A 20,883-nucleotide genomic window follows, 5' to 3' on the forward strand; every position below is an offset into this window, starting at 1 on the left:
TACGACTGGCCCGAGAAATTCACTACGCAGGTGGCACTGGAGTGGGTGCCAGATCACGAGCACACTGGTGAGCAGTTCATTCATTGCCGTCGGGATCTCGAGTCTGCGGATCTCTCAGGGCCGAAACATCATTCATCGAGGAGTTCACAACTATGTCCGTCATGAAAGCTCCAGTTGCCGTGGTCACCGGGGCCAGCAGCGGCATCGGTGCCGCTACGGTGCGCCACCTCGTCAAAGAGGGTTTCGACGTGGTGATGGGTGCACGCAGAATGGACCGACTCGAGGAGTTGGCACGCGAAACAGGTGCTCGCGCTCTGTCTCTCGATGTGACGGACGTCGAATCCGTCGACGCCTTCTGTGACGCGATCGAGCGGTGTGACGTGCTGGTCAACAATGCCGGCGGCGCATTGGGAGCCGACAGTATCGCCGACACCGACGAAGCCGACTGGACCGCGATGTTCGACGTCAACGTGCTCGGTGTACTGCGCGTCACACAGCGACTTCTCCCGCGCCTTCGTGAAAGCGGAAACGCTACTGTCGTCACCATCGGGTCGATTGCCGGACGCGAGCCGTACCTCGGCGGCGCTGGGTACAACGCCGCGAAACATGCTGTGACAGCGCTTACTCGGGTTCTGCGCCTCGAACTGCTCGGTGAACCCATCCGTGTCTGCCAGATCGATCCCGGCATGGTGGAGACGGAGTTCAGCATGGTGCGCTTCGGTGGCGACAAGGAGCGCGCCGACGCGGTGTACGCCGGCGCCGATCCGTTGACCGCGGACGACATTGCGGAATGCGTTGCCTGGGTTGTGACCCGACCGAGCCGAGTCAACGTCGACTCGATGCTTGTACTGGCTCGCGACCAGACCTCAGCTCAGCGAGTGCACAGGAGGACGGCATGACCACAACTGCTTCGCCGGGTTCAACTGTTTCAGCAAGTTCTACCGAAGTCGCGCCGGCGCCCCCTTTTCCGCCCGCAGTGTCTGCGAAGAAGCGCACACCGATCTTCACACCGGAACGGTTGCGCTCCATCGGAGTTCGGATTGCGGCCCTGGTTGTGTTCCTCGTGGTGTGGTGGGGTATTACCGCAGCCGGTGTGATCGACGAGTTATTCCTTCCTTCACCAGGTTCGGTGTGGGATGCGTTCATTCGGGCCAACACCTGGCATCAGGTGGCGCCCGGCGTCGACCGCGAGGTGCTCGGTGAACAGAACTACTTTCTCTGGGAACACCTGATTGCCAGTGGGCAGCGCATAGCGGCAGGCGTCGGCGCGGCCGTGATCGTAGGCCCCCTGATCGGTTTTGCGATGGGAATGTCGGTCCCGATCCGAACCTTCGTGGAGCCGTACCTGAACTTCCTGCGTGCGTTGCCGCCGCTCGGTTACATCGGCCTGCTGATCGTCTGGTTCGGCATCGGCGACACGTCGAAGATCTGGCTGCTGTTCCTCGCAGCCTTCCCGCCGATCGCGATAGCGACACTCAACGGCGTCACCTCGGTGAAGGTCGATCAGATCAACGCCGCTCGAGCTCTGGGTGCGAGCCGCACTCAGGTGCTCACCAATGTGGTCTTTCCGTCGACGTTGCCGGAAGTGATCAACGGTATTCGAATAGCGGTCGGCTTTGCATGGACCACCGTGGTGGCCGCGGAACTCAACAACGGCATTCCCGGTATCGGCGGGTTGGCCTATCTTGCGGGCACGCAGCTCAATACACCACTCACGATCGCATGCATCATCGTGATCGGTTGCGCCGCACTTGTTCTCGACTCCGCGATCAAGGCAATCGGAACACTCGTAGCACCATGGAAGGGTAAGGCATGACCGGTCAGTCGAGGCGTATTGCAATCGCGGTGGTTTCCGCTGCAGCTCTGGGAACAACTTTGACGGCGTGTGTGGAAACGGGTCGCGGTGAGATGAGCCGTTCGATGGACAGTTCGGTGAGTTGTCCCGTCACAGTGGATGAATCGGTGACTACGTCGGCGCGGATCGGGTATCAGGATATTCCGAACGGTGATCTGATCGTCAAGGATCAGGGACTGCTCGAGGCGTGTATGCCCAACGCGGACATCACGTGGAGCAAGTTCAGTTCCGGTCAGGATGTAGTGCAGGCCTTCGGTTCCGGAAGCCTGGATCTGGGAACCTTGGGGTCGAGTCCGGCAACAATGGCGTTGTCGGCACCGCTGAACATCCCGATGCAGGTCGTGTGGATTCAGGACGTGATCGGTGAAGCCGAGTCGCTGGTTGTCAAAGACCCGTCGATCACCACGTTGGAAGGGTTGAAGGGCAAGAAGATCGCGACTCCGTTCGGTAGTACGTCGCACTACAGTCTGCTTGCAGCCCTCGGAGCGGCAAACATGACTGCCGATGTCACCCTCATGAGTCTGAAACCGGACGCGATGCTCGGAGCGTGGCAGGGTGGACAGATCGACGCGGCCTGGGTGTGGGATCCGACGCTGTCGAAGCTGACGGCCGACGGTCACATCATCATGAGTAGCGCCGATGTTGCGGCACAGGGTGCGCCCACGTTCGATCTTTCGGGTGCCACCACTGAATTCGTCTCTGCCAATCCGGAATTCATGCTCATGTGGACCAAACTGCAGGATTACGCAGCCGGCCGGATCAATGCCGATCCCACTGGTGCTGCAGTATCGATGTCCGCTCAACTCGGTATTGCCCCCGACGTCATCAAGCCGCAGTTGGCGGGCTACACGTACCTCTCGGCGGCGGAGCAAGCCGGCCCCGCCTTCCTCGGCGGCGAGTTTACTCAGAGTCTTTTCGGCACTGCGGAATTCCTGCTCCAGCAGGGAAACATCGACGCAGTAAGCCCCAGCAGTACCTACGCCGAGGGAATCTACTCGGACGCAGTGACGAAAGTGGGCCAGTCATGACAAGCACGGCTACAGATCTCAGCACTCGCGTCGTACTCACCGAGGTTCGGAAGGAGTACGTCACCGCAGGTGAATCGGTACTCGCGCTGGCCCCCACCAGCTTGACCTTCGAACCGGAAGAATTTGTCTGCCTCGTCGGACCGTCCGGTTGCGGCAAGACGACGCTCCTGCAGATGCTTGCCGGTTTCCAGGCGCCGACCGAGGGAACCATCATGGTCGGGAACACTCACATCAAGGGGCCGGACCCGGATCGTGGTGTGGTGTTCCAGCAAGCAAATCTGTACCCGTGGCTGTCGGTGCGGAAGAACGTCGAGTTCGGGCTGAAGATGCGGGGAGTTCCTCGTGCCGAGCGTGCCGCCGAGGCCGATCGGATGCTGGAAATGGTCGGCTTGGAGTTGTATGGTGACCGTAAGCCGTACGAGCTTTCCGGTGGCCAGCAGCAACGCTGCCAGATTGCCCGTGTTCTTATCACCGACCCGCGAATTATTCTGATGGACGAGCCTTTTGGCGCACTCGACGCCATGACCCGCGAGAAGTTGCAGCTCGAACTGCTCGACTTGTGGCGCGAGCGTCGTAAGACGGTCTTCTTCGTCACTCACAGTGTGGAGGAGGCGATCTTCCTCGGAACCCGAGTGATTGTGATGGGCGCCAGGCCAGGTCGGGTTATCTACGACCGCAAGGTGTGGTTCAAGGGTGACAATCGCGAACCCGTCGACACCGCTATCCGTTCGACCCCCGAGTTCGTGGCGATGCGTGACGAAGTCGCAGCCAAGATCTACGAGGCGCAAGGTTTGATCGGCGCAACGGTTGCGTTGCACTGACTTTCACTGCACTGACTTTCACTGCACTGACTTTCACTCATCTGGAGGAGTTTTCGTGAAGCTCGACCGCAAGAAACGTCTGATCCGAGTGTCCAGTGGAGCTCTGGCACTGTGTGCGGCTGCATCAGTAGCGGCCTGTTCTGCCCCGGCGTCCGCTGAAGGTTCACTGTCCTTTGGAGACCCACAGGCACCACAGCTGTCACCGGGAACTCTGATCACCGCACACAACCTCACCGAATCTGCCGCACTGCCCAGCGCTGCGAAGAATGAACGCATTACCTATATGTCCCAAAGCGCTTCGGGCGAACCGATTCTCGTCTCTGGTGTTGTTGCCATCCCCAAGGCGCCAGCGCCGGCGGGCGGCTGGCCGGTGATCAGTTGGGCACACGGCACAACCGGTGTTGCCGATGCCTGTGCACCGTCGGCGGATACTCCCGCCGGTCCGGTTCACGACTACCTGTCGGTGGTCGACCAGACGCTCGACCAGTGGGTCAGCAGTGGGTACGTTGTGGTCCAAACCGATTACGAGGGTCTCGGTACTCCCGGCGGGCACTCGTACATGAACGGAACCAGCGCTGCCAATACCGTGACAGATATCGTTCGAGCCGCTCGGCAGGTGGACGACCAGGTTGGTAAGGACTGGTTTGCGATGGGCCACAGCCAAGGCGGGCAGGCAGCGGCTTTCACGTCGCAGATCGGCAAGGATCGGGCACCGGAACTGAATCTGAAGGGCGCGGTATCGATAGCCCCCGGAAACGGCACCGCCCAGATCCCGGAATTGGTTGCTACGGGAAATCAGGCTATGGCTGGGGGAGTGCCGTTTGTTCCGGTCATCCTGCTGGGCGTCCAGGCCGTTGATCCGTCTGTAGTTCCTGAAGACTTGCTGTCGGATCAGGCTCAGCCGCTCCTCGAAGCTGCCCGGACGGGGTGCCTGGCGGCAGTGCGTGCGGTACCCACTGTCCCCGTTGATCAGATCTTCCGTGAGGGTGCAGATCTGACGGCGTTGACGGCAAACCTGAACGAGCAGGAACTGTCGACCGTGACCCCGAAGGTGCCTACGTTGTTCGCGCAGGGAACCACGGATGTTCTTGTCTCGGTGGCAAGTACATCCGGTGCCGTCAAGGATTACTGCGCCAAAGGCTCGGACATCGAGTTCAAGACTTACGAGGGTGCCGATCACCGCGGAGCAATCGCGGCGTCCTACAACGATGCGATGGACTTCACGACAAGGATGCTCGCGGGCGGAGAGGTGAACCCCGGGGCGTGCTGACCGCGCTAAGGTCGAGCGCTACATCAACGACCGTGACGCTTTTCGTAGTCCTCACGAGTGCGATCGGCGCGGCGCTGGGCTTTCTCGTTCATCAGTTCGGGGTCCAGGCCGTGACTCTGAAGTCGGTGGCGGCGGTAGATGTTGCCCAGCGCCACGACAAAATAGGCCAGCGGAATGAGCAGTAGCGCCATCATTGCGAGAGGGATCCAGATGGGCCCCGGAATCAGAAGAAACAGCAGGAGGATGAGCGTCGCCGGCACGGTGAAGCGAACGATGTAGCGAACCTGGGCGCCCGGTCCGACTAGATCGTTCCGAACCCAATCCTGGTACCTGTCGGGGAGTGTCTTGCCCAGAAGGTATCCGCAGTACTGGAGGAAATTCGGGCGGGTCGATTCAGCCATACCTCCAGGGTAGTTGCCGGGAATGGCAGATTTACCCCGGTGCCTGGAAAGTGCGGCGATAGGCGCTCGGCGAGACACCGAGCGTGTCACTGAGGTGCTGACGCATCGATGTGGCGGTCCCGAATCCGGTGCGGGCCGCGATCGTGTCGATCGAGAGATCGGTTTCTTCGAGTAGTTCGCGGGCGTGATCGATGCGCCGAGCGGTGAGCCAGCGGTTCGGTGTTGTCCCGACCTCGTCGCGGAATCGACGACTGAAGGTGCGGACGCTCATGTTGGCGTGATTCGCGAGGTCCGTCAGAGTGATCGGTTCCCGGAGATGCTCGAGAGCCCAATGCCGAGCGGCGGCAGTCGATTCGGAAGGTTTGTCGGCAAGTGGGCGTCGAATGTACTGGGCTTGCCCACCGTCGCGCCACGGCGGTACGACGCATCGCCGGGCGACGGTGTTCGCCACTTCCATGCCGTGATCGCGCCGCACGATGTGGAGGCACAGGTCCACGCCTGAGGCCACTCCGGCGGAGGTCAGGATGTGGCCCTCGTCGACGAACAGGACGTCGGGGTCCACCTTCACCTTGGGGTAGATGCGCTGGAAGTGATCCGTGTTGCGCCAGTGAGTGGTGGCCCTCAAGCCGTCGAGCAGGCCGGCCGCGGCCAGAACGTACGAGCCCGTGCAGATCGATACAAGCCGCGTTCCGGGGCGGATGTGTTCGAATGCTGCCGCCAACTCGGGGGACAGGTAACCGTCCTCGTATGCGGGACCAAGTTCGTACGACGCCGGAATGACGACGGTGTCCGCAGTGGCGAGTAGTTCACTGCCGTGGTCGACGGTGATACTGAAATCGGCATCCGTTTGCACGGGCCGACCATCGACAGTGCAGGTGAGGATCTCGTACAGAGGCTTGTCCTCGGCGTCGACCGCGCGTCCGAAGATGCGCGCCGGGATGCCGAGCTCGAAGGGAATGACACCGCCGAGGGCAAGGACAACAACTCGATGCGGTCCGCTCATGGCCTGATTCTTTCATATATTGGCAATCTGGCCACTGTCGTGGGTTGGCGATGTACAGCAGAATCCTCTTGTGACTTCTGAGACCGCTCTCCCCGAATCGGGCCAACAGCGGGTGCGCCCGCCGCGCTTCCACCGTGCCTGGTCGGTGGCGATCGTGGCCTTCCTGGCGTTGGTCGGTGCTGCCAGTTTCCGTGCGGCGCCGTCCATTCTGATCGACCCTCTACACGAGGATTTCGGCTGGTCACGAGCCAGTATCTCGGCTGCGGTATCGGTGAATCTGGTCCTGTACGGACTCACCTCGCCGTTCGCTGCGGCCCTGATGGAGCGCTTCGGTATCCGCGCTGTTGTCACCTCGGCGCTGGCGTTGATCTCGCTCGGCAGTGGTTTGACGATCTTCATGACGTCGAGTTGGCAGTTGATCCTGCTGTGGGGCGTCTTTGTCGGCCTGGGGACCGGATCGATGGCACTGGCCTTTGTCGCCACCGTCGTCGACCGCTGGTTTGTCGAGAACCGTGGGCTCGTCACCGGCATCCTGACAGCCGGTGGAGCGGCCGGCCAATTGGTGTTCCTGCCCGTCCTGGCAAGGATCGCCGAAACCTACGACTGGAAGAGTGTCGCCTTCACGGTCTCCTTTGCCGCGCTGGCCGTCGTGCCGTTCGTTCTGCTGTTCCTGCGCAACTACCCATCGGACGTCGGGACGACGCCATACGGTGCCCCAGCCGATTACGTCGCGCCCGCTGCGCCGGTTCATCAGCGCGGCGGCGCTGGGGGCCGCGCAATTTCCGTGTTGATCATGGCCTCGAAGACCAAGGTGTTCTGGCTTCTTGCGGGCACTTTCGCGATCTGCGGCGCGAGCACCAACGGCCTGATCGGCACTCACTTCGTTCCGGCGTCGCACGATCACGGCATGCCGATCACCACGGCCGCGTCGCTGCTGGCGTTGATCGGAATCCTCGACATGATCGGAACAATCGCGTCGGGGTGGTTCACCGACCGGGTGGACTCGCGGAAACTGCTCGGCATCTATTACCTGTTTCGAGGAATCTCGCTGCTCTTCCTGCCGCTACTCCTCGCGAACACGGTGAACCCGCCGATGATCGCCTTTGTCATCTTCTACGGACTCGACTGGGTGGCGACGGTCCCGCCGACCGTCGCGCTGTGCCGTCAGCACTTCGGCGCCGACGCTCCCATCGTGTTCGGTTGGGTGCTGGCCTCGCACCAGATCGGCGCGGGACTGGTGGCCTTCCTGGCGGGCCTGATCCGCGATCAGATCGGCTCGTATGACGCGGCCTTCTACGTGGCAGGCGCTCTGTGCGCGATCGCCGCTGTGATGTCGCTGATGATTGCGAAACGCCGTACTGTGATCGGCACCACCGACGGGGTAAGTTATACGTAACTCCAAGAACTACTCACCAGTAGGGGTACCGAAATGCCAGCTCCGTCCGCTGCGACCTTCTCGCGGCTCGCCGAACTGATCGCCATCGACAACGCTGCCGATCGCCCGACGAAGTCCATCACCGAGGTGTTCACCGGCAAGGAGCTGGCGACCATCCCCGTGGGCACCGCCGACGACGCACTTGCCGCCATCGCTCGCGCCCGCGTCGCGCAGAAGGAGTGGGCAAAGCGCCCCGTCCTCGAGCGTGCCGCGATCTTCCATCGCTACCGCGACCTCATCCTCGAGAACCGCGACGCCCTCATGGACATGGCGCAGGCGGAGACCGGCAAGTCGCGCGCGGCCGCGCAAGAAGAAGTTCTCGACATTTCGATGACGGCGCGGCACTACGCGCGCGTCGCCCCGAAGCTGCTGCGTCCGCGCCGAGTATCCGGAATGCTTCCCGGCCTGACCAAGACGGTTGTGCGATACCAGCCCAAGGGTGTTGTGGGCGTCATCTCGCCGTGGAACTACCCGATGACACTGGCGGTGTCCGACGCCATTGCCGCGCTCCTGGCCGGCAACGGAGTTGTGCTCAAGCCCGACAGCCAGACTCCGTACTGCGCTCTTGCCTGCGTCGAATTGCTCTACAAGGCCGGGCTTCCCCGCGATCTCTTTGCCGTTGTTCCCGGCCCGGGCGGCGTTGTCGGAACAACGCTGGTCGAGAACACCGACTACCTCATGTTCACCGGTTCCACCGCGACCGGACAGTTGCTCGGCGAGCAGGCGGGCCGTCGTCTCATCGGGTTCTCCGCAGAACTCGGTGGCAAGAACCCGATGATCGTTCTGGCCGGCGCAGATCTGCGTGAGGTCACCGACGCCGCTGTGCGCGCGTGCTTCTCCAACTCCGGCCAGTTGTGTATTTCCATCGAGCGCATCTACGTCGAAGAGTCCATCGCACCCGAGTTCATCCGGATGTTCGGTGACCGCGTCAAGAAGATGAATATCGGCGCCGGGTACGAATTCGGAACCGAGATGGGCAGCCTCGTCTCCGAAGCCCAGGTCAAGGCTATTTCTTCGCATGTCGACGACGCTGTGGTGAAGGGCGCCACCGTCATTGCCGGTGGAAAAGCCCGCCCGGATATCGGACCGCTGTTCTACGAGCCCACACTCCTCACGGGCGTGCCCGAGGACGCGGAGTGCTACCGCGACGAGACCTTCGGCCCCCTCGTTTCGATCTACCCTGTCAAGGACGCCGAAGAGGCAATCGCCGCTGCAAACGACACCGAGTACGGTCTCAATGCCAGCGTGTGGGCGGGAAGCAAAGCCGCTGGTGAAGCAATCGCCGCGCGAGTGCGCGCCGGAACCGTCAACGTCGACGAGGGCTACGCACCTACCTGGGGCAGCACTGCTGCGCCGATGGGCGGCATGGGCGTTTCGGGCGTGGGACGCCGGCACGGCGCCGAAGGTCTGATCAAGTACACCGAACCGCAGACGGTTGCGACCACTCGAGTCATGAATCTTGGTGGGCCACGCGGAGTTCCGGCCAAGCTGTGGGCCAAGATCATGCCCCATGCCATCAAGATCATGTCCTGGGTTCCGGGTCGGTAGGGGTGCGGGTGGATCGCGCGAGCGCGTACATCGAAGCTACGCCAGACGCAGTCTGGGTTTTGGTCAGCGACCTCGAAGGGATGGGTCGTTTCAGTCCCGAAAATACTGGTGGTGCATGGACTTCCGGAAAGCCGGGCACGGTGGGCGCAACATTCAAGGGCACCAACAAGCATGGTCCGGTGCGGTGGAGCACGCGCTGCACCATTACCGAGGTTGTCGGTGGGCAGAAGTTCGCCTTCGAAGTAGCTGAGTCGAAGGCGCGATGGAGCTTTCTGGTGGAGTCGTCGGGAACGGGGACTCTACTCACCGAGACTCGTGAAATCTTTGCGACTGCGCCCCTGTATGTGCGGATGCTTTCCGGCAGTGGGGTTCTCGGCCGCGACCGCGATCACATCATGGCGGCCGGGATCGACACCACCTTGGCGCGTATCAAGATGCATCTCGAGCAGTAGGAGAACACGCAGTGGGGCCAGTGCGGCCCCACTGCGCATTTCCGATCAGACTGCGGCGTCGGCAATTGCTGTGTAGACGCGCGCCGGTTCCTCGGCAATGCGATTGAGTACGTAGAGCCACCACTCGGTCCCGAAGATTACGTATTCGCGAGTGGTGAAACCGTCGGCCTGCAAAGCGTCCAGTTGCGCAGTTCCCAAGCCGAGCAGCATCTCAAACTCGACGTGTTCCGCAGCCAACGCCGAACCATGTTCTGCTCGAAGTGTTTCGAGGATGTCCTGGTCGTGTGTTGCGATCGCCACGAGATGTCCGGCCTCGACGATCTTCGACGCGTAGGTCAGGTATGCGTCCCGCAATTCAGCACTTCCGCGCGGATATGCGACTGAATCCGGTTCCAGGAAAGCGCCTTTCACCAGTCTGATGCGTCCGGGGCGATCGAGGAGTGTCGCGATGTCCTGCGCTGTTCGGTGCAGTCTCGCCTGAACGGTGACACCGACGTGAGTGAACTGTTCCGATAGCTTGCCGTGAATATCGAGTACAAGACCGGTACGGTCGGAGCCTTCCGCCGAGATCATCAGTTCGGCTCCCGCGCGCTCGGTTGCCTCGGCCAGGCGAACGACGTTGCGGTAACACAACTCCGGATCGACAACGAGACCGATGTGCGACAGGTCGAATGACACGGTGCTGTCGACGCCCGTCTTGCCAATACGATCCGCCAGTTCGACAAACACGTCGGTTTCGGCGTTCGCGACATCAGCGTCACGAACACTCTCTCCGGTGTATTCGATGCTGCCCTTGTGCCCGCGGGCAAAGATCGCCGGCAGCCGATCGAAAGCTTCGTCCATCGTTTCACCGCCGATGTAGCGATCGGCGACTTTGCGCGCAATCGCTGCGGATGCCGGATCGGCCATCGTGCGCTCTTTGAGTGTTTCGTCGAGGGCCATCCGGCGGAGGACGTCGGCGGCCTGGGCTGCGGGGTCAGGATTCACGACGTCAGCCTACGTTCCCGGGCGTGGAAGGAATTTTTTCTTGAACCCTTGCGTTCGATCTATTGTCGATATATCGTCGATACGTCAAACAAACACAAACAGTCCAGGAGGACAACATGTACGCCCCACACAACAACCCAGAAATGCAAGAACGCCGCGAAGACTGCGGACGTGGACACCAGCGCCGGGATCGCGGTCAACGCCGCGGATTCGGCGAAGGCTGGCCTGAAGGTCGCCCAGAAGGTCGACGCGGCGGAAATCCCGAAGGCCGACGCGGCCGTGGCGGCCCTGAAGGACGCGGAGGATTTGGTGGCCGTGGAGGATTTGGCGGTCGCCCGGAGTTCACCGAGGCAAGTGCCGCACTTCGTAACGAGACAGGTTTGCTCCGAGGCGCCGTCGTTGCGGTAGCCACTGGTGGAACGCCCGAGCAGGTAGCTCAGGCTGAGGCGATTCTTGCCGAAGCGCGGCGAGCGCTGTTCGAACTGCTGGCCCAGAAGCCGGCCGAGAAGCCAGCCGAAGCACCCTCTGAAGACCCTGCCGAGACTTCGGCAGAGTGATCACCGCGCTCAGGCGCCGACGGTAACGTCCTCGCTGTTCATGCCGGAGACATGACCGTCGGCGCCCTCTCGCCAGTAGCCGACAACATTGTGCTTGTCGCGGGCGATTCCACGAACTTCCCTCAGGTGCTTACGAATTCGACGGCTTGTTGCGCTTTCGCACGCCACCCAGGCGTAGGTATTCTCAGAAGCGGAGTCAGGGAACTCCACCTTCTCGACAGCATCGAAAAGTGCGCTCGGCGCCTTTCCGAGACCACTCCCCGTGAGCCACGTGTACGTGACTTCGCCGCGAGTGACTAATTCCTGTCGATCCTCTTCCGTTTCGACCTCGATGATCGCGTGTGCGACATCGCCTTCGCGGAGTTCTTCGACAATCCTGCCCAGCCCCGGGAGCCCCGTTGCGTCTGCGACAAGCAGTTGCCAGCGAGGGCCGGCGGGAGCTTGGTAATGGGAGCGCGAACTATCGGACCAGAAGACGCCGAGCAGGTGTCCGGGTTCGGCCCGCAAGGCCCAATCAGCAGCAATACCGCCAGGGTGCACGACGAAGTCGATGTCGAGACGTCGACCCCCGTCGTGCACTTTGCGCACGGTGTAGTGCCGCCACGGCGGTTCGGTCCCGAGCTCGGCCTTGCCGTAGTCGGGATTGTTGAAGAACTCGTAATTCGCTTCTGTTTCGCCGGGTTTGGGGAAGGCGAGGTCGATTCGCTCGTCACCCTGCCCACCGGTCGGCCAATGCCAGTCGCCTTCGGCCTCGATGCTGATCCGTCGCATGTGCGGAGTCAAGGACACGACGGATACGACGCGGGCGGGCTCGCAAAAAGACATGCTTCGACCATAGGGTTTCTGCCTGTCGATGTGGGGACAGATGCTGTCGCAAGGAGGACATAGTCCCGCGCTTATCGGGTTCAGTCTCGGTGGACCGGGCCTTGGCGGGTGGTGGAGCGGCGGCGTCGTTGTTTCGGGTCGATCCCCGACGGTGGGATGAACCACGGTTTGTGATCATCGCCCATTTTGATTTCCCAGATGCCGCGGAACCCGCTGGTGCTGTGAATCAATCGGTGGTGATTCCGGCAGAGCAAGGTGAGGTTGTCCATCACCGTCAGACCGCCGACCGACCACGGTTGAATATGGTGGGCGTCGCACCAGGCCGGTACCGCATCGCAGTTGGGGAAGGCGCAGCCTTTGTCCCGGGCGATCAGTGCCGTCCGCTGTTCTGCTGTGACGAGGCGTTTGTGTGGAGTTGCATCGAGCGGTGCACCGTTGCCGTCCATCAAAACGGTGGAGAGCATGCAGTCGCAGGCGAGCATCCGGGTCCGGCTAACGCTGAGTGGTCCCATCCAGGGCATGTAGCCGACGTCAAGATCCTCGAGATCAGGCTCGTCGACATCGGGCGCACTGCGCGTGGTGGCGCATTCCCGATGCTCGGCAAGATCTTTCGCGGTGATATGCACATTCACATGTGGACGCTGACCACCATCGACACCGGTGACAGCATTGTCGAGGTAGCGGCGGATGAGTTCGGTGAAGGCGTCGGCGGTGCGCTTGGCTGCCGAGCGCTGATCGGGGGTTCCGTCGGCGGCCGGTGTCGGCATCGACAACTTCGAGAGGGCCGATAACAACATTTCGCCGGTCAACGCGTCGAAATCGCCCTTGATGGCGACCCGACCGTTGAGCGTCGGCGAAATCCGCAAGACGTTGAGATCGTCGTCCTCACCGGGTGGCGTGTCGTCGGATTCGAAAATCCGCTCCAGAACCGCAATGGCGTAGCGGAGTTTGATGGTGGTGGCTTCCACCCCGGACGCTGCGGCGAGAAGGGTTTTCATGCAGGACGGTAAAGCAGTCGTAGGCATACCTTTTGGTGGTGATTCGCAGAACGCGACGATTATTGCTGCATGATCGAGCGAGAGATCGCCGGCCTCGAATTGAGCAGCAATGTCCGGAAACCCTCGCAGTGCGGCGCCGAGGGCGGCGATCTTGTTACCGGCCGCGTTCTGCAGCATCGTGTTTGCCGCCAACCAGCGCCCCACACCGCGGTAGCAGAGCACCTGCTCATCCGGATTGAGCGCCAACTCGTCGACCGCGGCAACCCGAATCGCTTCCAACCGAAGGATTTCCGCAGACGCCGAGATGGCGACGTCCCGAACATCGGCCGGACGCAAGCGCCACAACCTGCCACGCACACCCGCCGCCGGACCGGCTACAACATCCCCCACAGCAGTTGAATCAAGAACCGTAGTCATCAAGGCCTCCCCACCCTGACTCAATTATACTCGAACATCTATTCGAATCAAGAGGCAGTTCGGGCCGGTTAGATTGAACCCAACTCCCGCGCCCGGGCGACGGCGGAGGTTCGTGACTTCACACCCAGCTTGCCAAAAATATGGACCAGGTGAGATTTGACCGTGGTCTCGCTGAGGAACAATTCCTTGCCGATCTCCCGGTTGGAACGCCCCGCTGCAACCAGCTTCAGTACTTCGATTTCCCTTGGGCTGAGGCTGGTTTCGGGCTTTCTGACACGGGTCATCAACTTGGATGCGATTGCGGGAGAGAGAACGCTGTCGCCCGCAGCAGCAGAGCGGACCGCCGCGAGGAGTTCTGGCGGCGGAGTGTCTTTGAGTAGGTATCCGCTGGCTCCGGCTTCGACGGCGCTGAGAATATCCGCATCGGTGTCGTAATTCGTCACCACGAGTACGTGTGGTGGGTGAGGCAATGCGCAGACGGTTCGGGTGGCGTCGACGCCTGATTTTCCGGGGCCGAACCGTAAATCCATGAGTACCAGGTCGACTGGTGTGGTGGCGCAGAATGCGATGGCCTCTTCGGCGGTTCCCGCTTCGCCGATTACTTCGATGTCTGGTTCACTCTCGAGAAGAGCGCGCAGGCCGGCTCGCACGATGGCGTGATCGTCGGCCAGAAGTAAACGGATCATTCGTCGCCGATCTCGAGGGGGAAGGTCACGGTGACTGCAGTGTGCCCTGGCTCCGACTCGATGTCGAAGGTACCCCCCTGCAGTTGGACGCGTCGCCGAATCGCGTTGAGTCCAAATGATTCGGCGGGCCCGTGGTCGAGAACCGAGATGTCGAAACCGACACCGTTGTCGACGATGTCGAGGCTGACGGTGTCCGTGGAATACGTGAGTGTCACGGCCATTCGAGTGGCGTGGGCGTGGCGCAGAACGTTTGCCACCGCCCCCTGAGCGATCCGGACGAGGGTGGCCTCGAGCGGCATCGGTAGCGCGATCGGCTCGCCTTCGACCACGGAATGGGCCTCGATGTGAGCGCTGGACGCGCGCTCGCAGATTCGGCCAAGGGCATCGGACAGTGACTGACCGTCGAGCGCCGCGGGTGTCAATTCCGCTATCAGCTGCCGGGTTTCGGCAAGGCTGTCTGCTGCGGTTTCGCGCGCGAGGCTGATCTGACGCACAGCGGGGCTGTTCGGATCGGCGCGTTCTGCGGCATGTAGCAGCATCTGGATGCTCGAAAGGCCTTGTGCAACAGTGTCGTGGATTTCGGCGGCCAGTCGCTCGCGTTCTGCAAACTTGCCGGCATCTCGTGACGTCGACGCCAATTCCTCACGCGTGTTCATCAACTCGTCGATCAGACGCCCACGCTCGGCGGCTTCCCGGTACAGCGCTTGATAGCCGAGTCCGATGGCAACCGCGACAGCTGCGCCGATCATCGGACCGATTGCCCCCGCGATGGACCATCCCCGGTGCAGACCCGTTCCGATCACCGCGACCGACGTCGCGGTCACCACCGCAACCAGACTCCACGGGCGTCGTAGCAGGTGTACGTAGAGGAAGAACAAACCGAAGACGAGGTAGGCAGCCTCGGCGGACAACCCCATCAGAACGATCCACACCAGGGTCAGCAGGGCCAACCACCAGCGCGCGGAATTCCCCTGCAGGCGCTTGACCACGCCGAACAGGTAGATCGCGGTAAAGATCACCGTCAGGGCGATGATGTACGGCGTCGCCGCGGTTTCGTCGACGATCGCCCTCAGGAAAACAACGCCGGCCAGCGCAACAACGAGTATGTGCAGGCCGAGTTGGAGGCCGGCAAAGACAGGTGTGAGCGGTGATCGGTGCATCTCGCCCAGCTTAACCAGGTTCGGCGCCTCGCCATCCATCAAAAGTTGTAATCGCGGGTCCTACTTCGGTTGGCCGCGATGTCCGTCCGAGGTGCGATGGAAAGAGTGTGGATCAGCGGGAGTGTAGAGGCAAGCACAGGAAAGGAATTCACAGTGTTTGTCGCAATGAAGGACTTACGGGCAGCGCGAGGTCGTTTCGCGCTGATCTCGGCGGTGGTTCTGTTGGTTGCACTTCTGGTCAGCTTTCTCAGCGGTTTGACCGCCGGGCTACGCCATCAGAATGTTTCTGCCATCGAGTCGATGACGGCGGATACCGTCGTGTTCGCCGATAACGGGGCGGGTGCGTCGTTCGACGAATCGGCACTCACCGCTGATCAACTCGCAGCCTGGACGGCAGGCGCACAGACTGTGGATCCCGTCGGCATCGGCCGCGGTAAGGCCGGTGTCGTGGGCTCGAACCAGAAGTCGGTGGCGCTGTTCGGCGCTGACAGCGGTTTCGGCAACCGGACGCCCGACGCTCCGGGAACGGTGGTCCTCAGCGAAGGGGCCGCCCGCGACCTGGGCGCAGCTGCCGGTGACCGAGTCGGCATCGGCTCCGGTGAGTTCACCGTCAGCGCAGTTCGCGGCGATGACTGGTACAGCCACACTCCCGTCGTCTGGACGACACTCGCGGATTGGCAGGACCTGAATCCGCGCGGCGGGGTAGCAACAATCCTGGCGGTGTCCGGCGCGTCGAATGCGTCGTCAATCGACGATGCGGCATCAACCACGTCGACGACGGTGACCGGCTCGCTCGACGCCATCGGGTCGTACAAGTCCGAGAACGGGTCGTTGACCTTGATGACGGTGATGTTGCTCGCGATCTCAGCTCTCGTGATCGGCGCATTCTTCACGGTGTGGACGATCCAGCGCATGCCGGATATCGCAACGTTGAAGGCGCTCGGCGCCACATCGGGTTCTTTGGTCCGCGATGCACTTGGCCAGGCGTTCATGGTGCTAGTTGTCGGCGTTTCGCTCGGAATCGGCTTGACTGCGATCGCCGGTTCGGTGATCGGCGATTCGATGCCCTTCGTATTGGACGCGTCCACAACTCTGGTGCCCGCAGTGGCGCTCATCGGGCTCGGCCTGCTCGGCGCCGCGTTTGCTCTTCGATTCCTCTTCACCACTGATCCACTCACAGCACTAGGGAGTTCGCGATGACCTCTGCAGCCGGAAGCACCGTTCTCGACATCCAAAACGTCAACCTGACATTTCCCGACGGACAATCTCGCGTCACAGCCCTCGACGACGTGTCTCTGCGGCTCGATCGCGGGGAGATTGCCGCGATAACCGGCCCGTCGGGTTCGGGAAAGTCCAGCCTGCTCGCGGTGGCGTCGACGCTCATTCGCCCGGACTCAGGCCATGTCTACCTGCGTACCGGCGGCGAAGCCACGGATCTTGCGACACTGCGCCGCCGCGACGCGTCCGAACTACGACGCACGTCCATCGGCATCGTGTTTCAGCAATCCAATCTGGTGTCGTCGTTGACGGCCCTCGAACAGCTCGAGGTGATGGCGCATCTGGGGCAGTCCGTGTTCACGTCGCGGGCGCGTCGTAAAGCTGCGAAAGAGAAAGCGATGGATTTGCTCGATGCGGTTGGGTTGGCAGATCACAGCGGGAAGCGTCCTGGGCAACTGTCCGGTGGTCAGCGTCAACGGGTGAATCTCGCGCGCGCCTTGATGAATGATCCGCAACTGTTGGTGGTGGACGAGCCCACGAGCGCGCTCGATCAGGAACGTGGCGCGGCGGTCATGGATTTGATCATCGGAGTCGTGCGAGAACACAATGCTGCAACTCTTCTCGTGACACACGACCGCGGACACCTGCATCGGATGGATAATGTCTATCGTGTGGTTGATGGATCCTTGACAGTCGATCGGGAGGTATTCGCGGCCTGACTGCGGGGGGCGTGGTTTCCAGTGACCGTCGACATTCCCCAACCGGAAGTCAACCGACGATTAGCTGGCACGCTAAACTGTTGCGACTGAGCAACATGAGAGGACGTGTTATGGAACGCCGCCGCAATGTTGCGCCGCCGACGCAATCACCGATCGCAGATCTCGAGCAGATGCCGCCGTTGATCCTGCTCGACAGGTTGCCGGTCCCGGTGGTGGCCGTGCACCGCGACGGCAGCATTGTTTTTGCCAATCCGTCCTTTGCCGACATGCTCGGCTACCCGAAGAAAGCCGTCGCGGCGCTGCGTCTGCAGGACATCATGTACGACAAGGATGCCGACGACGTCAGTGCAGAGCAGGCTCACCGCGAGTTGAGTTCCGAGCCGGGTTCGATCAAGGAATTTGTTCACGCCGACAGCACTTTGGTTCGCGCGACGGTCAGTCAATCGTTGCTTCGGCGTGACGACGACACAATCACTCTGGCTGTTTTCCACGACCTGACAGAGCGATTGTGGAACAACCCGCGTCATACCTTGGACAAACCAAGCGCCTGATCACACGCGGCGCGGCCTGGACTTCTTCGCTTGGTCCAGGCCGAGGGTGGAGGCAAGTGTGCCGACCACCCATTCTTCGTATTGCTCGCCGGTCCACCCCGATTCGACTACGAGATCGGTGTAGGTTTCGGCACTCGTCAAAGTGAGCGCGACGTTGATCGCGGTCTCGAGGTCCACGGACGGGTCTTTCTCTACGAGCCCGATCATGAGGTGCTGTTGCACGGTTCGCCGCTGAGCGAGATTGGTTTGCCACAGCAGTGCCGCGTCCTCGTCCGCGGATGCGGCAGCGCGCAAGGCCAGCAGGATATCTGCGGTTCGTTCGAGGATGAGTCGCCCGTGATGAACCTGAATGCGTAGTTGTCCGAGCGGATGTGGCGCACCGAGTGCCGCCGCCACCCACGGCCGATCCAGAGTGCTTATCCGCGCCTCGTCGCCGGCGACCTCGACCTCCAGTAGCGCCGACAACACGCTCGGCTTGTTGCCGAACACGAAGTAGACGCTTTGCACCGAGACGTCGGCCGCATCGGCCAGTTGTTTGATAGTCGCCGCCGCGTAACCCGGATTGACGAAGACATGCCGTGCCGCTGCGATGATCTTCGATCGTGCGGACACCTGTGCAACTGTTTCTACCCCCACCATGCGCTGGAGTTTAGCTCTAGAGTCAAGCTCTAGCTACTCGAAGGGGAACAAGAATATGAAGGTCCTAGTTCTCGGCGGCTATGGCGCAGTGGGTATCCCGCTGATGGAGGAGTTCCGTACGGACCCCGCCGTGTCGGCGTTTTCTGCCGGGCGCAACGCCGATCGCGCCGACGTGGCCGTCGATCTGACCGATTTAGGCGCCTACGCTCGGGCCGTATCGGGCTACGACGTGGTGGTCAACGCGTCGGGATTCGAAGACGTCCGGTTGGCGCAGCAGGCAGTGCGCGGTGGAGCGGCCTTTGTGGACATCACCGCGACGTCGGCGTACTGCGATGCATTGGAAAAGGTCGACGGTCCCGTGCTGCTGGGTGTCGGATTAGCGCCGGGATTGACCAGTGTTCTTGCGGCGGAGGCACATCGACTCGGCAGCGGCCCGGTGGACATCATGGTAGGTCTTGGCGGCGGCGAACTTCACGGCCCCGCGGCCACGGCGTGGACGTACGGAATGTTGGGCGCCCGGTTTCGTGATCCGAGTGGTGAACTCGTCCGCAACTACACCGGCATGAAGGTCTTCGACGTTCCGGCCGAGGTGCCCGGCTATCGGAAGGGTCCAGCTGTGCGCGCCGACTTCTCCGATCAACATGCTTTGACGCGTGATCTCGGTGTGCCGGTGAGAACCTATTTGCGTCTGGATACGTCGGCGGCGACGCTCGGTTTGGCCGCAATGACGTGGGCACCACCATTGCAGAAGGTGGTGCCCAAGAAGATGTGGGGTTCGGATCGCTGGATTGCCATGGCCCGCACCGAAACCGGCCCGACGCTATGGGCGTCCGGTCGGAGTCAATCGGCAGCGACTGCCATGATCGCCGCGCGGGCTGTAGACGTCATCCGCCAGTCTCCGATTGCACAGCCGACGTGGCTTCATTCGGTGGAGTCGGCCGAGTCGCTCCAGGCGGGTATTCCAGCATTGGTGGTCCGGAAGACATAGTAATGGAAATGATTTCCATTACTATGTCGCTGTGCAAACTTCAGACACGCACCGACATGTATTTCGAGACAGGTCCTTTCGGCTGTTCTTCACGGCCCGCACTGTTGCAGTCGCGGGTGCGGCGGTCACCGGCGTAGCGATGCCCGTTCTGGTGTTCGACATCAGTCGGTCACCGTTTCTCACCTCGCTCTCGGCCGCCGGAACAGTCCTGCCCTATCTCGTATTCGGTTTGGTGGCGGGCGCCGTGGCGGACCGTGTCAATCGCCGCACCGTCATCTTGTGTGCGCAAGCGATCGCCGCGATCGCCTTGATGAGTATCCCCGCTGCACAGGCGCTCGGTGTGCTGACGGCGTGGCACGCCGTCGGTGTATCGATCTGCATCGGAACATGTTTCGTGTGGTTCGACGCCGCAGCTTTCGGTGCGTTACCTGCCTTGGTGGGTCGGCAGGGAATACCGGCGGCCAACAGTGCTCTGTGGACGGCGGGCACCTTGATCGATGTGGCGTTCCCGGCGGTCGCCGGTGTGCTCGTGGCGTCGATCGGCCCCGCTTACGCTCTGGGGGCCGACGCACTGGCCTACGTAGTGGCAGCATTGGCGATGGGCTCGATCGGTGCGTCGTTTTCGGTCACGCCGGTGGCGAGCGTAACCTCGAAATCCGGCATCGCACGTGATATCCGGGAGGGGCTGACCTTCCTCTGGCGGTCGCGGCTCTTGCGAGACTTGACTGGAGTCGGCTTCGTGAATTCCCTGACGCAGGGTGCTGTTACGGCGCTCCTGGTGGTCTACGCGTCCGAGAGGTTGGGGATTTCGACGTCGAGTCCGATGATCGGCGCACTGTGGACGGCCGTCTCCATCGGTGGGGTGGTCGGTGCCGTCATGCTCCCGCGCTTGCCGGCGCAGTGGCCGGTCGGGTCGATTACGATCGGCTCGCTGACCGTCGCCCCGGTGGTGTTGTTCCTCGTGGCGACCACCGGGAGCGCCGTCGTTGCGATTGTCGCGCTGGGTGCCTATTCGGGCTGTGCGACGATCACCATCCTCAACGGTATCGGGGCGCGTCAGCGCCTGACTCCCGATCATCTTCAGGGGCGCGTGAATACGACGGCGAGGATGGTGGCCTGGGGTGGTTCACCAGTAGGCGCCTTGGTTGCGGGAGCGATCGCGGGGCGTTGGGACATTGGTGCGGCCTACCTCGTTGCTTGCGCCTTTGCGCTGGTCTCGGCCGTGTTCGCGTGGAGCAGCGCCCTGCGGACCGATCCGTGTCCCCATAGATAAGCACTTCGCTATTAATGAAAACGACTGTCGTTATGCTTAAATGCGTGTGTTC

General features: G+C 61.9%; 22 protein-coding genes. 14 read left to right on the forward strand and 8 right to left on the reverse strand.

The window, feature by feature from the left end:
* Positions 1-152: 152 nt before the first annotated feature.
* Genes V2B23_RS08005 through V2B23_RS08025 form a run of 5 tightly spaced genes read left to right on the forward strand, consistent with a single transcriptional unit; the run spans position 153 to position 4,974 of the window.
* Positions 153-899, forward strand: a complete 747-nt coding sequence (locus V2B23_RS08005) for an SDR family NAD(P)-dependent oxidoreductase (RefSeq protein ID WP_430949862.1) — start codon at positions 153-155, stop codon at positions 897-899.
* The gene (locus V2B23_RS08010) at positions 896-1,816 is read left to right on the forward strand and encodes an ABC transporter permease (protein WP_430949863.1); all 921 of its coding nucleotides are present in this window, start codon (positions 896-898) and stop codon (positions 1,814-1,816) included. The genes V2B23_RS08005 and V2B23_RS08010 overlap by 4 nt, the downstream gene beginning before the upstream one ends.
* Positions 1,813-2,883, forward strand: a complete 1,071-nt coding sequence (locus tag V2B23_RS08015) for an ABC transporter substrate-binding protein (RefSeq protein ID WP_430949864.1) — start codon at positions 1,813-1,815, stop codon at positions 2,881-2,883. Before V2B23_RS08010 ends, V2B23_RS08015 begins: the two co-directional genes overlap by 4 nt.
* Positions 2,880-3,704: an ABC transporter ATP-binding protein gene (locus tag V2B23_RS08020; RefSeq protein WP_430949865.1), complete on the forward strand. Its 825-nt coding sequence runs from the start codon at positions 2,880-2,882 to the stop codon at positions 3,702-3,704. The genes V2B23_RS08015 and V2B23_RS08020 overlap by 4 nt, the downstream gene beginning before the upstream one ends.
* 55 nt (positions 3,705-3,759) lie before the next feature.
* Complete coding sequence (locus V2B23_RS08025; protein ID WP_430949866.1) at positions 3,760-4,974, forward strand: lipase family protein; 1,215 nt, start codon at positions 3,760-3,762, stop codon at positions 4,972-4,974.
* 23 nt (positions 4,975-4,997) lie between these two features.
* On the opposite strand, the gene V2B23_RS08030 is transcribed toward V2B23_RS08025, so the two are convergent.
* Positions 4,998-5,375, reverse strand: a complete 378-nt coding sequence (locus V2B23_RS08030; RefSeq protein ID WP_430949867.1) for a DUF5313 family protein — start codon at positions 5,373-5,375, stop codon at positions 4,998-5,000.
* 31 nt (positions 5,376-5,406) lie between these two features.
* Complete coding sequence (locus tag V2B23_RS08035) at positions 5,407-6,378, reverse strand: GlxA family transcriptional regulator (protein ID WP_430949868.1); 972 nt, start codon at positions 6,376-6,378, stop codon at positions 5,407-5,409.
* A 70-nt stretch (positions 6,379-6,448) separates the two neighbouring features.
* On the opposite strand from V2B23_RS08035, the gene V2B23_RS08040 reads away from it, so the two are divergent.
* From V2B23_RS08040 to V2B23_RS08050, 3 genes are read left to right on the forward strand one after another with little or no spacing between them, the layout of a single operon-like run.
* On the forward strand, positions 6,449-7,774 hold the full coding sequence (locus V2B23_RS08040) for an MFS transporter (protein WP_430949869.1): 1,326 nt from the start codon (positions 6,449-6,451) through the stop codon (positions 7,772-7,774).
* A gap of 33 nt (positions 7,775-7,807) precedes the next feature.
* Entirely contained in the window at positions 7,808-9,361 is a 1,554-nt protein-coding gene (locus V2B23_RS08045; RefSeq protein WP_430949870.1) for a succinic semialdehyde dehydrogenase, read from the forward strand.
* Positions 9,362-9,369: 8 nt separating this feature from the next.
* On the forward strand, positions 9,370-9,813 hold the full coding sequence (locus tag V2B23_RS08050; protein WP_430949871.1) for an SRPBCC family protein: 444 nt from the start codon (positions 9,370-9,372) through the stop codon (positions 9,811-9,813).
* A gap of 45 nt (positions 9,814-9,858) precedes the next feature.
* On the opposite strand, the gene V2B23_RS08055 is transcribed toward V2B23_RS08050, so the two are convergent.
* On the reverse strand, positions 9,859-10,800 hold the full coding sequence (locus V2B23_RS08055) for a proline dehydrogenase family protein (RefSeq protein ID WP_430949872.1): 942 nt from the start codon (positions 10,798-10,800) through the stop codon (positions 9,859-9,861).
* Between the two features lie 116 nt (positions 10,801-10,916).
* Between V2B23_RS08055 and V2B23_RS08060 the strand changes: the two genes are divergently transcribed.
* Complete coding sequence (locus V2B23_RS08060; RefSeq protein WP_430949873.1) at positions 10,917-11,357, forward strand: hypothetical protein; 441 nt, start codon at positions 10,917-10,919, stop codon at positions 11,355-11,357.
* Between the two features lie 9 nt (positions 11,358-11,366).
* Here V2B23_RS08060 and V2B23_RS08065 read toward each other — a convergent pair whose 3' ends face one another.
* From V2B23_RS08065 to V2B23_RS08080, 4 genes are all read right to left on the reverse strand, one after another.
* The gene (locus tag V2B23_RS08065) at positions 11,367-12,182 is read right to left on the reverse strand and encodes a siderophore-interacting protein (RefSeq protein ID WP_430949874.1); all 816 of its coding nucleotides are present in this window, start codon (positions 12,180-12,182) and stop codon (positions 11,367-11,369) included.
* Between the two features lie 80 nt (positions 12,183-12,262).
* Complete coding sequence (locus V2B23_RS08070; protein ID WP_430949875.1) at positions 12,263-13,597, reverse strand: DUF222 domain-containing protein; 1,335 nt, start codon at positions 13,595-13,597, stop codon at positions 12,263-12,265.
* A 68-nt stretch (positions 13,598-13,665) separates the two neighbouring features.
* Positions 13,666-14,283 carry a response regulator gene (locus V2B23_RS08075; RefSeq protein WP_430949876.1) on the reverse strand — a complete coding sequence of 206 codons (618 nt, stop codon included), beginning with the start codon at positions 14,281-14,283 and terminating at the stop codon, positions 13,666-13,668.
* Complete coding sequence (locus V2B23_RS08080; RefSeq protein ID WP_430949877.1) at positions 14,280-15,482, reverse strand: histidine kinase; 1,203 nt, start codon at positions 15,480-15,482, stop codon at positions 14,280-14,282. The genes V2B23_RS08075 and V2B23_RS08080 overlap by 4 nt, the downstream gene beginning before the upstream one ends.
* 114 nt (positions 15,483-15,596) lie before the next feature.
* On the opposite strand from V2B23_RS08080, the gene V2B23_RS08085 reads away from it, so the two are divergent.
* From V2B23_RS08085 to V2B23_RS08095, 3 genes are all read left to right on the forward strand, one after another.
* Complete coding sequence (locus V2B23_RS08085; protein WP_430949878.1) at positions 15,597-16,643, forward strand: ABC transporter permease; 1,047 nt, start codon at positions 15,597-15,599, stop codon at positions 16,641-16,643.
* Complete coding sequence (locus V2B23_RS08090) at positions 16,640-17,380, forward strand: ABC transporter ATP-binding protein (RefSeq protein WP_430949879.1); 741 nt, start codon at positions 16,640-16,642, stop codon at positions 17,378-17,380. Before V2B23_RS08085 ends, V2B23_RS08090 begins: the two co-directional genes overlap by 4 nt.
* Positions 17,381-17,490: 110 nt before the next feature.
* On the forward strand, positions 17,491-17,931 hold the full coding sequence (locus V2B23_RS08095; RefSeq protein ID WP_430949880.1) for a PAS domain S-box protein: 441 nt from the start codon (positions 17,491-17,493) through the stop codon (positions 17,929-17,931).
* On the opposite strand, the gene V2B23_RS08100 is transcribed toward V2B23_RS08095, so the two are convergent.
* On the reverse strand, positions 17,932-18,570 hold the full coding sequence (locus tag V2B23_RS08100; RefSeq protein WP_430949881.1) for a TetR/AcrR family transcriptional regulator: 639 nt from the start codon (positions 18,568-18,570) through the stop codon (positions 17,932-17,934). It lies immediately after the preceding gene.
* A gap of 55 nt (positions 18,571-18,625) precedes the next feature.
* Between V2B23_RS08100 and V2B23_RS08105 the strand changes: the two genes are divergently transcribed.
* A complete protein-coding gene (locus V2B23_RS08105) occupies positions 18,626-19,558 on the forward strand; it encodes a hypothetical protein (protein WP_430949882.1) in 933 nt (310 codons plus the stop codon).
* 31 nt (positions 19,559-19,589) lie between these two features.
* A complete protein-coding gene (locus V2B23_RS08110) occupies positions 19,590-20,831 on the forward strand; it encodes an MFS transporter (protein WP_430949883.1) in 1,242 nt (413 codons plus the stop codon).
* Positions 20,832-20,883 lie beyond the last annotated feature (52 nt).

Source organism: Rhodococcus sp. 24CO (assembly GCF_050586165.1).
In the GTDB taxonomy this organism is placed as follows: domain Bacteria; phylum Actinomycetota; class Actinomycetes; order Mycobacteriales; family Mycobacteriaceae; genus Rhodococcus_F.